Here is a 15149-nt window from a genome sequence, read left to right as displayed (position 1 = left end):
GCATGGACATGCTGACAAAACCGCCCAGCCTATGGTTAGGTAGACGCCATCTTTGCCACATAGCTGTCAGAGCGAGTTTAAGTTATCAGATACTAAGCCCTTTGATCACAAACGGGGCTTCAAACTATCTTCTTATTATAACAAATTTAAGGATTTCCATTGATAATGAAAGCTATTTCAGAAGACTTTTGATACAATTAAGTTATCAGATAAGTTTAGAGGATAGTAAAATGAAAATAGATGATCTTAGAAAAAGTAGTAATATTGATGATCGCCGAGCTCAGCAATCATATGGCACTTCACGCGGAGGTATGGGAAGCGGAGCCCTTCTTTCTATCCTCTTTTCAAGAGGATCATGGAAAATGAAGCTTTTCATGATTATCATCCTTATCATGTTTGGTGGGGGAGGTGCCTTATCCGGCATTTTTACAGGCGGCACCAGCCAATCTTATCAGTCAAATCAAATCTCTCAGAAAAAAAATACTAACGTCAGCGATGCGGATGCTGAATTTGTTAGTAAAGTTCTCGGCTCAACAGAAGATTATTGGAATAAGCAGTTTAAAAAAGAAGGTCTCGGAGATTACTCCGAACCAGAGCTGGTCTTCTATTCTGGTCAAACGACTACCGCTTGTGGTGTTGGCCAAGCTTCATCTGGGCCTTTCTACTGCCCTGCTGATGAGAAAGTTTATTTAGATTTAAGTTTCTACGATGAACTATCCAATCGTTATGGGGCTAAAGGGGACTTTGCTTTAGCCTATGTCATCGCTCACGAAGTGGGGCATCATGTGCAGAACGAGTTAGGCACTATGACGGACTACAATAAAGCACGTCAAGGCAAATCCAAAGCTGAAGCCAACCAGCTCAATGTCCGTTTGGAGTTACAGGCAGACTATTATGCTGGGGCATGGGCTAGCTATGTCAAGGATGAAGGTCTTCTGGAAAAAGGAGATGTCCAAGAAGCCATGCAGGCGGCGCATGCTGTTGGTGACGACACACTTCAGCAAGAAGCCTATGGTCGAACGGTTCCAGATAGTTTCACACACGGAACTTCTGAACAACGCCAGCGCTGGTTTGACAAAGGTTATCAATATGGAGATATCCGTCATGGCAATACTTTCCAAGGTCCTTACGGAGATTTATAAGATTGATGCCAGTTAAAAGTTTCCTCTTCGTTTCTTGATGGCTCATAAGGACAGGGTTAGCTCGCAATGAGATACTATAAACGGCTTACTGATTTGTTATCATCAAGTCGTTTAAAAAACTTAATGTGGCAATAGGAAACAAAAACAATCCAGTCTTGACGTCATCATATTAGTACGACCTATTCATTAACTTTTTGTCAAATAGCTCCGAAAAGCATTGCTTCATTGTAATGCTTTTTTTAAAGCATTATTTCCCTTCTCTTGTTTCATAGCTAACTTGTTACTAGAGGGCATTCTGATGTAGGCACAGAGATTACGCAATCCTCTCTTAAACACAGCTCCACCTTGACTAATACTTAGCAAAATTCAGAAATAGTGATGTCATAATGTTATGACAAGAAACTCGACCCTTAGGCTAAGAAGGGTCGAGTTTTTCGTTATGATCTTTTGAATTCATGCTGAGACATGATCACTATCCTTGTCCTACGTAAATATTATCCGCAACATAGTTCCTTGTCTGAAAACTATCTCATTTAACTCCATTAATGAATGATCTTTTGAATAAGGTGATTCATTAGATAGATAAAAGCTGTAACCCCCACACTAACTATGCTTAACAGTAAGACGGTATCAACTCTTAATGGCGTGGTCCCTAAAACATTGTTAAAGAATGGTAGATAAACAGCCATCATTTGCATCAAAAGACTAAAAATTAAAGCGAGAACTAAACGTTTATTGGTCAGCAACGACCTATCTAGCCCAAAGCCATTTTGACGTCTGACATTGAAAATATGCCCTAGCTGAGCCACTGTCATAAAGGAAAAGGTTGCTGTTTGAGCATAGACTAGTGGTCGTTGAGTGACGATATGCAGGTAATAAAAGAGACCGAATGCTGCTAGACCGATAATGATACCACTCAGGATAATCCTTGATAAAAAGTTAGTCGTCACCAGTCCATTTTGACTATCTCTAGGTGGTCGCTTCATAATGTCTTCTTCTGCAGTCTCATAGGCTAATGCAATAGCTGGCCCAATATCAATTAATAGATTTAACCACAAAATATGTAAGGGCTGAATTGGCATTGGTAACAGAAACATAATGGTAAATAAAATAGCACTGATCTCTACCATATTACAAGCAAATAGGAATGACACATATTTTTTGATATTTTCAAAGATGATACGTCCTTCCCTAACAGCTTCCACAATTGTCGAGAAACGATCATCGGTTAAAATCATATCAGAAGCCTCTTTAGCAACCTCTGTACCACGAATGCCCATGGCAACTCCAATATCTGAGCCATTTAGAGCGGGAGCATCATTGACACCATCACCTGTCATAGCAACTATATCACCATGTTTCTGCAAGGCATTAACCAGTTGCCATTTATTTTCCGGAGAGACACGGGCAAATACGGCAGTATCATGAACGCGGTCAATAAAGCCAGCCTGATCATGCTCTTGGTCAATCTCAGCGCCAGTCATGGTGTGATCCCAATTCTTAATACCAATTTCTTTCGCAATCATCGAAGCGGTCTTAGGATGATCACCAGTGATCATTTTTATGTTAATACCAGCTTGCTGTGTCTGTTGAATGGACTCTGCGACATCCTTGCGAGGAGGGTCTACAATACCAAATAACCCCTCTATCTCCAACTCTTGACAATGGTCAGATAGCCATTTGGGTAGATCTTCCGTCATCGCAGAACGATCTTCTGCTGAAACAAAGGTACTAGCTAATGCCAAGGACCGCATTCCTTTTTCAGCAATTTGCTCTATCTTGTCTTGCCAAAATTGTTTCTTATCAGCCTTTTCTTCCACCAGCGACAAGAGAACATCAGGAGCGCCTTTTAAGATAAACTGCACCCGATTATTTGGCCACTGATAACTGACTGCCATGTATTTATGTTTAGAGTCAAAGGGAATTTCATTTAGTTTTTTGAAACCATATTGCTCTATCTTGTCTGGGGTCAAGTTTCCTTTGTAGCCAAGGACTTTCAGAGCACCATCTGTTGGGTCTCCTTTGATGCTGTACTCATCACTAGCGTCATCTGAAACTTCTAAACGTGCATTACTAGACAAAAAGGCATGCAAGAGTATGGCTTTTAAGCGACTCTCTTCAGAACTATCCTCTTTATCCTGAGAGGTCACAAATGTCTGATCGATGTCAATATCATACTGATAGTCATCTTTAGTAATCTCACCTTCAGGTTGGTAACCCGAACCTGACACCTGATAATCACCTGTAGGCGTACTGATAATGCCAACCATCATTTGGTTCTCGGTTAGCGTTCCTGTTTTATCACTAGCAATCACTGATGTCGATCCTAGGGTCTCTACCGCCGATAAGGTTTTGACCAAGGCTTGATGGGAGGCCATGGTTTTCATCCCATTGGCTAAGGTAATCGTCTGAACAGCTGGCATAGCTTCTGGAATAGCCGCAACAGCCAAAATAATCGCAATAGGCAAGATATCAGTTAATCTCTGACCGTTAATAAGACCAACTATCACCACCAAAATTGCTGCAAGAACAGCGAGTAAAATCAGTGATTTACCAAGTTTGGCAATTTCCCTATCTAGTGGGGTTTCAGAACTTTGGTGACCAGACATCATATCTGAAATTTTACCAACCTCTGTATTCATGCCAGTATCCGTCACAAGAGCCAAACCTTGTCCCCTTGTCACTGACGACCCTGAAAAAATCATATTGATGCGATCACCAATAGGCACGTCTTGATCTAAGATAGCATCGGCATCCTTATCCACAGCTTCAGATTCACCTGTCAAAGCCGACTCAATGACTGCTAAATTGTTTGAGGTCACCAAACGTCCGTCAGCAGCGATAGCATCACCTGTATGAAGGACTAGCACATCGCCAGGAACTAACTCTGATGACTCTATCTCGATTTCTCTACCATCACGTAAAACACTGACGTGCGTATTAACCATATTTTGCAAGGCATTGACTGATTTTTGTGCTTTTAATTCTACAAAAAATCCTGTCAATACCGAAATTAGTAAGGCTAAGAAAACAGCTCCAGCTTCGATCCATTCGCCCATTGCAGCTGATAACATCATGGCAAAGCCTAGTAGGTAGACAATAATATTGTTCAACTTTTCAACTAGAATTTCTATGGCTGATTTGCCATCATTTTCCTCTAAAATATTTTTCCCATATCTTTCTCGCTGACTCGTGACTTGTTCTTGTGTTAATCCTTTTTTGATGTCAATATCATAGGTTTCAAGTAAAGTATTCAATGCTTTTTGATAAATTTTCGTCATATACGCCTTCCTTCTTTTTTAAATTTTCTAACTATTTAATTATATCATACTATTAACTCAGATAAAAGAAAAAACCACACTACAAAATAATAGTGTGGTTACTTTAGGTATATCGCTAAACATGGGCTTTGACTAAATCATTTCCTAATCAACTGACTTCAAGGCTTCTAGCATATCAATTGTTTTAAGGATATGGTTGACCAGCCAACCCAGCAGTATCAAAATGATAAGCACAACAGCAATCGGAGTGGCATAGACCGTCCAAGCAACTTGGGTACCAAAGAGGATATCATTGCTACCAATCATGTTCATAATGACCTTGTGAAGGTAAATCCCTGAGAAGAGTCCAACCCCAATACCGATAAGAGAAAGGATGATCGTCTCACGATAGATATACATCGTCACTTCTTTATTGAAAAAGCCAAGAACTTTAATAGTCGAAAGTTCACGAATGCGCTCTGCCACATTTATATTGGTAAGATTGTAAAGAATGACCACAGCTAAGAGCACAGCCACCACTGTCAAAACGGTCATAGCGCCATTTAAGGAAGCCACTACGGCTTCAACCGTATCAACCATAGCAGAATTTTGACTCAAGCCTGAAATAGCCGCTAAACTTAGTAGAGCTGTCGCTTGATCTTTCAAAGCCTGACTGGATTTATCTTTTAAATTAACCAAATGAGCCTCTGAAGCATCCACCTGTTTAAACGTTTTCTCAAAAATGGGTTTCGTCATCATGAGATAATGTCCAGCATTCATCTCGATAATCCCTGAAACCTTGACCTGATAATGTTGCCCTTTATCATCTTTCAGACGAATCGTTTGACCTTCTTTAGCCTGATAAGCTTTAGCTAATTTTTCTGAGATAAGAACACCGTCTTTTGCTAACTCACGTTTTTTGCCGTTTTTAGCATCGTAGAGATTAATAAAAGAGCCAAAATCTTTTTGATCAGACATCAATAGTGACACGGATTGGTGTTGAGGCATCTTAGGAACTTCTACCATCATTGAAGCATAGTTGATCGTCATTTGCTTGGAAACCTCATCACTTGATAGGGCTTTGGTCAGTTTGTCCTTGTCTTCTTTCTTAGCGCCAGATGCTTCCACAACTAGCATGTCATAAGGTGTCAGACGACCAAACTGGTTCTCAATGACCTTAGATAAAGAGGATTGGATACCAAGTCCTGCAAATAAGAGGGCAACAGACCCTGCTACGCCAAAAATCGTCATAAACATCCGTTGCTTATAGCGGAAGATATTTCTCGCCGTCACTTTTTGGGTGAAAGATAGTTTTTGCCAAAGCAAAGACAAACGCTCTAGTAGGATTTTAGACCCCTTGACCGGTGGTTTAGGCAAGAGTAGCTGGGCAGCCTTTTCACTGAGCTCACGGCGGGCGATGAGGTAGGCTGGTAAGACGGCAGATAACAAAGCAAGACCAATAGCAATGCTAGTATAACTCCAGAAAAAGTCATAATGAATAGCGCTAATGGTTGTGTCTTTCGTCATGATATCAGCAATCACCCGAGGCAGGATATAATGTCCCGCCAAGACACCCAAAATGGTTCCGGTCAAACTGGCGATAAGACCATAGATAACAAACTTGCGAATGACATCAGCATTGCTGTAGCCCAATGCTTTAAAGATTGCCGAATTATTGCGTTCCTCATCAACGAAGCGTGTCATAGTTGTAAAAGTCACCAGTGCCGCCACTAGATAAAGAACAACTGGAAAAATGTTACCGATCTGCGCTACGCTGTCTGAACCTGATGCATAGACCATATAACCATTACCACCAGGCAGCGTTTCACGGGTGTAGACAGTGTAACTGGGTAGTTCTAAAGCATCCAAATCTTCCTGTGCTTTAGCAAGGTTCTTTTCGTTGGCGGCTAACTCTTTTTTAGCAGCTACTAAGTCTTTTTCTTGCTGAGCGATTTCTTTTTGGGCTTCTCTTAGTTGCGACTGAGCGGCTTTCGCTTGTCCTTGTGGTAAAGCCGCTATCATTTTTTCTTGATCAGATAATGTTTTCTTAGCATCAGCTATTTTTTGCTCACTGTCAGTAATTTTTTGACTAGCATCAGCTATGTTAAGCTTGTTGGCATCAATCTCAGCTTGTGGTTCTTTTTTGATTTCAGCTAAATGGATTTGCGGATTGTCAGCTAACAGTTTGTCTAAAGAATCTTGTTTATCTCGTAGCTTGCTTTGATAAGTCTTCTCAAAGGAACTTAATTTCGCTAAATCATGATAACGGATACGGGCAAGCAGCGGATAGTCGCTATCAAATGCGTTTCCTACAACAACACCATAGGCAGCTAGATTTCCATCTCCTGCGGTTGAAGTACCAAGGTTTGTTGTCGACCAAATTTCCGGTGAATTGACAAACCCCGTCACCTTAAAGCTTGTTTGCTTGAGAATACCATCTTCTGACTGAGTAAATTTGATCGTATCACCAATCCGATACCTTTTTTTAAGACTGGAAACCAGAGCGATTTCCTGAGTACTGCTAGGTAACTTCCCCTTAACTAGGGTCATCTTAGAAATATTGTCCGGCCTTGAAAAGAGTCTAAGAGCATCATTGGTGTCTTTAATAGTGACATCGGTCATATAACCAAAGTCAACATCAGCCTTCTTGAGATTTTGAAGCTCTTTTTGATCCTCTTCCCCCAAGCCCATGCTGGCAATCACCGTCAAATCCATGGTATTTTGGCGATGGAGGTAAGTCGTGGCTGAACGCTGCATGTCAGGTGTTGTCACTTTAAGACCGACGTAAGCGAATGCCCCTAGCATCATCAAAAGCATAATGGATAAAAAGCGTCCCTTGGAAGAGCCTAGCGATTTCCAGATATCTTTCCAGTAAGTTTTCTTAGACATGGCTTCCTCCTAGTATTCTAAGGTCGCAATGTCTTGCGGGTTTTCATTAATGTCAACACTTGTGACACTGGCATCATGCATTCGAATGACCTTATCTGCGATCGGCGCCAAGGCTGCATTGTGGGTGACGATAACTACTGTCGCTCCTTTTTCGCGCGACATGTTTTGGAGGATTTTTAAGACCTGTTTTCCTGTATTATAATCCAGGGCTCCAGTTGGCTCATCGCAGAGCAAAAGTTTTGGGTTTTTGGCAAGAGCACGCGCAATGGACACGCGCTGCTGCTCACCTCCAGATAACTGAGCTGGAAAATTGTCCATGCGATTAGCAAGCCCCACGTCAGCCAAAGTCTTTTCAACATCCAGAGCATCCGGAACTATCTCTGAAGCTAGCTCCACATTTTCTTTAGCTGTCAGGTTAGGAACCAAATTATAAAACTGAAAAACAAAACCAACGTCATTGCGACGGTAAGCGGTCAACTCCATGTCCGAATAACCAGAAATATCCTTACCATCAATGATCACCTGCCCCTCATCATTGGTATCCATACCGCCTAAGATATTTAAAACAGTGGACTTACCAGCACCCGAAGCTCCAAGGATAATAACCAATTCGCCCTTATCAATATCAAAGCTCACATCGCGATTGGCAACAATTTCAGTACTCCCCGTTTGATAACGCTTATAGGAGTTCTTCATTTGAATATAAGACATGCTAACCTCTCAATTCCTTTTCCTCTTAAATCATCAACGTGTTGATTTAATCTTGCTGATATTATATAATGGCAGCAAGAAATCTTCAAGAACAAAAATCGACAAAGTGTTGATTTTAAAAAAAAGAGATAACAAACCATGACAAAACGACAAACCGAAACCAAATACTATATTAAAACAGCCCTAATCATCCTGCTCAAAGAAAAACGTTTTGAAGATATTAGCATTTCAGACATCACACGTAGAGCAGGGATCAATCGTGGCACCTTCTACCTGCATTATAAAGACAAGTATGACATGATGAGCCAATTTAAAGAAGAAATGTTGTCTGACCTCTACTCCATCTTAAAAAAAGGCGATATTGAAACGGATATCAATACTATTTTGATCAATACCTTTTCTTATGTGCAAGACAATTTTGAGTACATAGAAGCCATTTCAACCATCTCTTTTATCAACTTCTCGGAAACGATCAAGAAGTTTGTACTCGATTTTCTCTTAGAATTCCCCCAATCCAAAACAGCTATTGCCAACCATTACGGTGTTCCATATGAATATGCTATTCAAGTCTATTTGGCCAGTATCGAAAGCCTTATTTCCTATTGGGTCGCAACAGGTGGCAAAGAAAGTCCGGTAAAGATGACCGACATCATCTCCAAAGTCTTAAAAATTGACGAAAGCATCAGCCAGAACTCACCAAAAATGAACCGCTAGACAACGGTTCATTTTTAACTTTAATCTTTTACAGCGTCTTTAACACTTTTGGCCACGACCTTTGCAACCCCTTCTTGGAAAGCATCTGGAATAATATTAGTTGGGCTTAATTCATGATCAGGAATTAAATCTGCAATGCCTCTAGCAGCTGCTACTTGCATTTCAACGGTAATGGTTTTAGCGCGTGCATCTAAAGCACCTCTAAAAATACCCGGAAAAGCTAACACATTATTGATTTGATTAGGAAAGTCACTACGTCCGGTACCAACAATGTAAGCACCTGCTTCTAAAGCTTCATCAGGATAAATTTCTGGGGTCGGATTAGCCATAGCAAAAATAACTGGTTTTTTTGCCATCTTTGAAATCCATTCTGCGTGCAGAGCACCTGGTGCTGATACCCCTACAAAAATATCGGCATCCACAAGAGCATCTTCAAGACTTCCTGCTTTAAAATCTCGATTAGTTACTCTGGCAATATCTAAATGATGTGGCTCCAATTTTTCTGCATCTTTTTCATTGATAATACCAAATTTATCAACAACCGTGACATCAGTAGCTCCCGCTGCTAGCAGCTTTCTCGTAATAGATAGACCAGCAGAACCACCACCATTAACAACCACCTTGACATCTTCTAAAGCCTTACCGATCAATTTTAAACTGTTAAAAATGGCTGCTAGAACAACAATAGCAGTTCCATGCTGATCATCATGAAAGACCGGAATATCACACTCTTTGATCAAGCGTTGTTCAATTTCAAAGCATCGCGGTGCAGAAATGTCTTCAAGATTAACGCCACCGAAGGTTGGAGAGATGGCTTTGACAATATTTATAATTTCTTCTGTATCCTTGGTATTCAAAACAATTGGTACTGCATCAACATCCGCAAATCGTTTGAACAGGGCTGCTTTTCCTTCCATAACAGGCATGGCTGCTTCAGCCCCAATATCACCTAAACCTAGTACCGCAGAACCATCACTGACGACTGCTACGGTATTTTTCTTAGTTGTTAACTCATAGGCCAAACCTGCATCATTTGCAATCGCTGATGATACCGATGCAACTCCTGGTGTATAGGCAATGCTTAGATCTTTACGATTATTGACCTCAACTTTTGAAATCACTTCCAGTTTTCCACCATTTTTCCGAGCTTGTTCTATCGCTAGTTGTCCTACATTGTTTGACATAATATTGTCTCCTTTTTTTCTATGTTCTTATTTTAAAAAATCATTCGTAAAATAGCTGTCATCGTAATCACTGTGATAGCACCTCCCAAGCGCGTTGCTACTTGTGCAAAGGGCATGAGATTCATTCGATCAGCTGTACTTAAAATAGCGACATCACCAGTTCCTCCCATACCACTCTGACAAGAGGAAATAATCGCTGCTTCAACAGGATTCATATTTAGAAAACGAGCAGCAAAGAATCCTACCGATACAACCGTAAAGACCACACTGATAACAACAATAAAATATTGAATGCTCAAGGTAGCCACCACATCCTTCAAAGGAATGTAAAGCAGTCCTAAACCGGCCATCAAAGGAAAAGTGAAGTTTCCTGAAATAAATTTATAGAGTTGTTTAGACCCATTTTGGGTTTCTTGAGGAATAACATTGATATATTTTAAAGCCGCTGCCAAGAGAATCATCAAGACCGGTCCTGGGAATCCAGTCAGTTCTTGTAGTAAACCTCCGGTAATAAAAAGCGTGCAAGCTGTTAACACACCAGCTCCCATTTTTTTCACATCTAAAGGTCCCGATTTATCTTCTAAAATATCCGAAAGATCATCACCTTTATTAATTTTAACTAATTGTCCCTGACCAGACAATTCTGGACGTTTTTCACCAAGGCGACTCAATAAAGCCGTGCATAAAATCGCAAAGAAATTTCCAATGATGGTTGCTGGAATAAGCTGTGCCACCAACTGCTCACTTGATATGCCTGTAATAGCACTATAGCCAATTGACAGGGGTAAAATACCTTCACCAATTCCTCCTGCAAGGACAGGGGTTACAATAAAGAATAAGGTTTCTTTCCAATCAAGCCCTAGTAAAACACCTACCAAAGTGCCTACTGCCATAGCACAAACCATCCCTAATAACATGGGAATGATCATTCTAAAAAGTCCCTGAATAAGCATCTTTCGATTCATCCCAAGAATGCTACCGGCAACCAAACAAGCGATATAAAAATATAAGAAATTAGCTTGCTTCATCAGAATATCCGCAGACTCTAGAACATTGTCATTAACCAGGTTAAAAAATACCAAAACAGACGGTACTAGTAATGAGAGAATAGCAGGTCCCCCGAAGTTTTTTAAACCAGGGATATTAGCACCGATTGTTCCTAGTAACCACCCAAGTGTCAAAATCACGGCGAATCCGCCCAACATATTAACAGGTAATTGTTGCCAATAAGCAGCAGCCATAACAACAAGGGACAAACTGACGTAAACAGGCAAAGGAACCGAGCCAACTTGAAACTCTTTCCAAGCTAATTTGTTCGGATGGTCCCTATTTTCAACCTTTAATTGATTTGTGACTTTCATTTCCGCCATGAAAGTACCTCCTTTTGTTTTGTTACCCCCAGTTTAAAGTAAACGCTTTCTAAAGTAACTATTTTTAAATTATTTTAAGTTCTTTAAGTAATTCAATTTTTTTAACTAATTTAAACTAGCTTTCAATTTTTAAGATATGCTATACTCAATGAGGAGGCATTTACATGAAAAAGTCACTTTCTCTATGGGCTCTATTAACCCTCGTTCTCATTATTACTTCCAGTATCGCTATCTCTTTTTTCTACATGAGTAGCCTCAAGCAATCCTACCAGTCCATTCAACAAAATGAAAAAACATTATTGAAATCGACCGCCCAATTTTTGAAAGAGGATCCCAACATTAACGATGCTCTCAAGGCTAAACAAAGTAATCAGCAACTTCAAACTTTTGTTCAAAAAATGACAAAACAATTCCATCTAGACTATGTTGTTTTAATGGATATGAATGGTATTCGCTTAACCCATCCTGATCCTTCTAAAATCGGAAAGCATTTTAAAGGCGGTGATGAACATCTAGTCTTTCATGGTAGAGAATCTTTTTCTACTGCCAAAGGAACACTCGGACAGTCGCTGCGCTATTTTGCGCCCGTTTTTGATGATAAAAAACAACAAATTGGTGCCATAGCTGTCGGCATTAAATTAACAACACTTGAAGAGTTGTCACAAAAACAGGCAAACACTTACGGAAAAGTACTCATCATTAATATAGCTGTTAGTCTATCCATAACAGCTATACTGGCCCTATTATTGAAAAAAGAACTTCACGATTTAGAACCTAAAGAAATTTTTCAACTGTTAGAAGAACGAAATGCCATGTTAGATAATACCCAGGCTGCCGTACTTGTTCTTAATAATCGACACGAGATAAAACACTTCAATTATGCAGCAGCATCCCTTTTTGAAGCCCTAAAACAGCCTTCAACAGATGTCAAAAAAATTGTTGATCTACTCCCTTATCTAGAAAATAAACAGTTTGAAACCTCAGACGAGCAATTATTACGCTTTCAAGGAAAAGATTACCTGCTTACCATTTCACCAATCATTGTGAAGAACAACCAGCGAGGGCATATTGTTTTTCTAAAAGATGCCAGTAAGACACTGTTTACTCAAAATCAACTAGAGACAACCACAGCCTATGCTAAAGCGTTACAAGCACAAAATCATCATTTCATGAATCAATTACATGTGATCTATGGTTTACTTGATACCCAGTATTATGACGAGCTAAAATGGTATCTCTATCAACTGCTAGAACCTGGTCAAGATACATTGAGTCAACTTTCTCTGTTAATCAAGGACCCACTTTTAGCCAGCTTTTTTGTAGGGGAAAAAGAAAAGTTCTCTGAAGAACAAATCGTCTTAAATATCACTATACTAGATGACATTGACACTTTTTCAAATGAAACCTATCTGAATAATTTTATGCTGATCCAGCACTACATCCATAACCGTCTCATTGCTAACATCAGCGCTACATATCTGAATTTAGAGGTTCTCATAGAAGGTGACAAGATTGTTTCAGAATTAACTCTTCCTCCTAGGACAGATAAGCCTCTTGATTTAGAAACGATTTTCAGCACCCCCTACTTCCATCAACTCATCCAAGATTCTCAAGTGACATTTCAAATCAATCATGACCAAGAAAAATCACAACTTATTTTTATCAGCCCTTATTAGAGAGGATTCTCAATGAATGTTTTAATTATTGAAGACGATCCAATGGTCGAATTCATTCACAGGCACTACCTTGAACAAACAGCCTATTTTGAAATGATTTTCTCTGCCAATAGTATTGAAGAAGGATCTCTTATATTAAAGAAAAATCCTATCGACTTAATACTCCTTGATATTCATTTGAAGACTGGCAATGGCTTAACCTTTTTAAAAGAAGTGCGCACCAACTCTATTGAGTCTGAAGTCATTATTATTTCAGCAGCAAAGGAAGCTCAATCCGTCAAAGAAGGATTCCATTTAGGCATATTAGACTATCTCATCAAGCCCTTTAGTTATGAGAGGTTTGAGGAAAGTATCCAACGTTTTCTAGAACGTAAAAACATGTTTAATAACAGTGAATTTCAACAAACGACCATTGATCATCTTAACCAAGCCTCAATCTCCCAATCCCGCTCCTCCAAAACAGTAACTTTAGATGAAAAAGGATTATCACAAACAACTTATCAGCATATCCTAGAATGCATTGCTTCGTTCGATCGGGCCTTTACCATTCAAGAATTAACTGATAAAAGCAACTTGTCCCATGTCTCTATCCGCAAATACATTAATTTCATGGAAGAAAATGACCTTCTTACCAGCCAGCAAATATATACTAAAATTGGGAGGCCCTATAAAAAATACCTTCTTAAATAGAACCAAAAATGAACCGCTAGACAACGGTTCATTTTTTGATAGATAGTTTTTTACGATATGTTTAAATGTCAATGCTAACATTAACGGTTTGCACCGGTACGTCATAGAATGGATCTTCACGACGTCCAAGGAAATCACGTGCTTGTTGCGGGAAAGAGGCATAACTCAATACGTCTTCCTCAGTCTTAGCGTAGTTGGCGATTTCCTCACGAAGAGCTGGCAACTGTGGTTCAAGAAGATCAGCTGGACGAATCGTTATCACTTCTTCATCGCCAATAATTAGCTCCTTAATGCCATCAGCTAAGGGAGCTGGGGACTGTCCATAAAGCCCACGCACATAGTCCTTGATTTCATTTGGAATGACCTTGTAACGTTCGCCTGAGATAACATTCATGAGGGATTGTGTACCAACCATTTGTGATAAAGGCGTCACCAAAGGGGGATAACCAAGATCTGCCCGCACACGGGGAACTTCTGCTAAGACTTTCTCGTACTTATCTTCCAAACCCTGATCCTTCAACTGACTAAGGAGGTTGGAGAGCATTCCTCCAGGTACTTGGTAAATCAGGGTCTTGGGTTCAACATCCTTAACTTTCGGATTGAGAATACCTTCTGAACGATAGTGATCGCGAACCTTATTGAAATGCTCGGCCACTTCTTCTACTTTCTTAAGGTCAATACCCGTGTCAAATCCTAGCTCTTCAAGAGCCACAACCATTGATTCGGTTGCAGGTTGACTCGTTCCGCCTGCAAAAGATGAAACCGCCGTATCAATAATGTCGGCACCTGCTTCAGCTACCTTAAGATAGGTCATTTCAGAAATTCCGCTGGTCGCATGAGTGTGCACTTCTAAAGGCAAATCAACAGCTTCTTTGATGCGTTTCACCAAGTCATAACCAGTTTGAGGGGTTAAAACACCCGCCATATCCTTGATACAAATGGAATCTGCACCAATCTCAGCATAACGTTTGGTCAAATCCACAAAATAATCCACTGTGTGAACAGGACTGGTAGTATATGAAATAGCAACTTGCGCGTGCCCTCCAGCCTCCTTTGTGGCACGCACTGCCGTTTGTAAATTACGAGGGTCATTCAAGGCATCAAAGATACGGATAATATCAATTCCGTTTTCAACAGATTTTTGAATGAAACGAGTTACCACATCGTCAGCATAGTTACGATAACCCAATAAGTTTTGCCCTCGAAGGAGCATTTGTAATTTTGTATTTTTAACGGTTTTACGAATGGTCCGTAGTCTTTCCCAAGGGTCTTCGTTAAGGTAGCGCAAACACGAATCAAAGGTTGCCCCTCCCCACATTTCAAGCGCATAGTAACCAGCTTGATCTAATTGCTCAAGAACTGGCAACATCTCTTCAGTGGTCATGCGCGTTGCGATTTGACTTTGCTGACCATCCCGTAAAACCGTTTCGGTAATACGAATTTTTGTCATCTTATTCTCCATTATTTCTTAAATCGTGATTCATTCAACTAGTGTTTAGCTTGATTAATCTCT

At 40.1% G+C, this 15149-nt stretch carries 9 protein-coding genes and 1 pseudogene; 4 read left to right on the top strand and 6 right to left on the bottom strand.

The window, feature by feature from the left end:
* The first annotated feature begins 230 nt into the window (after positions 1 to 230).
* A complete protein-coding gene (gene ypfJ, locus ABP870_RS04310; protein ID WP_350014250.1) occupies positions 231 to 1142 on the top strand; it encodes a KPN_02809 family neutral zinc metallopeptidase in 912 nt (303 codons plus the stop codon).
* A 542-nt stretch (positions 1143 to 1684) separates the two neighbouring features.
* Here ypfJ and ABP870_RS04305 read toward each other — a convergent pair.
* The 3 genes from ABP870_RS04305 to ABP870_RS04295 form a co-directional block, all read right to left on the bottom strand.
* Positions 1685 to 4423, bottom strand: coding sequence for a cation-translocating P-type ATPase (locus ABP870_RS04305; RefSeq protein ID WP_350014249.1), 2739 nt, complete (start codon positions 4421 to 4423; stop codon positions 1685 to 1687).
* A gap of 144 nt (positions 4424 to 4567) precedes the next feature.
* Positions 4568 to 7291, bottom strand: coding sequence for an FtsX-like permease family protein (locus ABP870_RS04300; protein WP_350014248.1), 2724 nt, complete (start codon positions 7289 to 7291; stop codon positions 4568 to 4570).
* 9 nt (positions 7292 to 7300) lie between these two features.
* Positions 7301 to 8002, bottom strand: a complete 702-nt coding sequence (locus tag ABP870_RS04295) for an ABC transporter ATP-binding protein (protein WP_350014247.1) — start codon at positions 8000 to 8002, stop codon at positions 7301 to 7303.
* Between the two features lie 138 nt (positions 8003 to 8140).
* Here ABP870_RS04295 and ABP870_RS04290 point away from each other — a divergent pair, with 138 nt between their 5' ends.
* Positions 8141 to 8716 carry a TetR/AcrR family transcriptional regulator gene (locus ABP870_RS04290; RefSeq protein ID WP_350014246.1) on the top strand — a complete coding sequence of 192 codons (576 nt, stop codon included), beginning with the start codon at positions 8141 to 8143 and terminating at the stop codon, positions 8714 to 8716.
* Between the two features lie 20 nt (positions 8717 to 8736).
* On the opposite strand, the gene ABP870_RS04285 is transcribed toward ABP870_RS04290, so the two are convergent.
* Entirely contained in the window at positions 8737 to 9900 is a 1164-nt protein-coding gene (locus ABP870_RS04285) for an NAD(P)-dependent malic enzyme (RefSeq protein ID WP_350014245.1), read from the bottom strand.
* Positions 9901 to 9932: 32 nt separating this feature from the next.
* Positions 9933 to 11189: pseudogene (locus tag ABP870_RS04280) on the bottom strand (2-hydroxycarboxylate transporter family protein); the annotation flags it as partial.
* A gap of 245 nt (positions 11190 to 11434) precedes the next feature.
* Here ABP870_RS04280 and ABP870_RS04275 point away from each other — a divergent pair.
* Complete coding sequence (locus ABP870_RS04275) at positions 11435 to 12946, top strand: sensor histidine kinase (RefSeq protein WP_350014244.1); 1512 nt, start codon at positions 11435 to 11437, stop codon at positions 12944 to 12946.
* A 12-nt stretch (positions 12947 to 12958) separates the two neighbouring features.
* Positions 12959 to 13636, top strand: coding sequence for a response regulator (locus tag ABP870_RS04270; protein ID WP_350014243.1), 678 nt, complete (start codon positions 12959 to 12961; stop codon positions 13634 to 13636).
* A gap of 61 nt (positions 13637 to 13697) precedes the next feature.
* Here the strand turns inward: ABP870_RS04270 and ABP870_RS04265 are convergent, their stop codons facing one another.
* On the bottom strand, positions 13698 to 15086 hold the full coding sequence (locus ABP870_RS04265) for an oxaloacetate decarboxylase subunit alpha (protein ID WP_350014242.1): 1389 nt from the start codon (positions 15084 to 15086) through the stop codon (positions 13698 to 13700).
* Between the last annotated feature and the right edge of the window lie 63 nt (positions 15087 to 15149).

Origin of the sequence: Streptococcus jiangjianxini (assembly GCF_040225085.1) — a bacterium.
Lineage (GTDB): Bacteria > Bacillota > Bacilli > Lactobacillales > Streptococcaceae > Streptococcus > Streptococcus jiangjianxini.
This window is presented reverse-complemented; position numbering and strand designations above follow the sequence as displayed.

Bases quoted from the DNA above. Each gene is read 5' to 3' on its own strand.
- ypfJ (WP_350014250.1), top strand. From the start codon at position 231: ATGAAAATAGATGATCTTAGAAAAAGTAGTAATATTGATGATCGCCGA.
- ABP870_RS04305 (WP_350014249.1), bottom strand. From the start codon at position 4,423: ATGACGAAAATTTATCAAAAAGCATTGAATACTTTACTTGAAACCTAT.
- ABP870_RS04300 (WP_350014248.1), bottom strand. From the start codon at position 7,291: ATGTCTAAGAAAACTTACTGGAAAGATATCTGGAAATCGCTAGGCTCT.
- ABP870_RS04295 (WP_350014247.1), bottom strand. From the start codon at position 8,002: ATGTCTTATATTCAAATGAAGAACTCCTATAAGCGTTATCAAACGGGG.
- ABP870_RS04290 (WP_350014246.1), top strand. From the start codon at position 8,141: ATGACAAAACGACAAACCGAAACCAAATACTATATTAAAACAGCCCTA.
- ABP870_RS04285 (WP_350014245.1), bottom strand. From the start codon at position 9,900: ATGTCAAACAATGTAGGACAACTAGCGATAGAACAAGCTCGGAAAAAT.
- ABP870_RS04275 (WP_350014244.1), top strand. From the start codon at position 11,435: ATGAAAAAGTCACTTTCTCTATGGGCTCTATTAACCCTCGTTCTCATT.
- ABP870_RS04270 (WP_350014243.1), top strand. From the start codon at position 12,959: ATGAATGTTTTAATTATTGAAGACGATCCAATGGTCGAATTCATTCAC.
- ABP870_RS04265 (WP_350014242.1), bottom strand. From the start codon at position 15,086: ATGACAAAAATTCGTATTACCGAAACGGTTTTACGGGATGGTCAGCAA.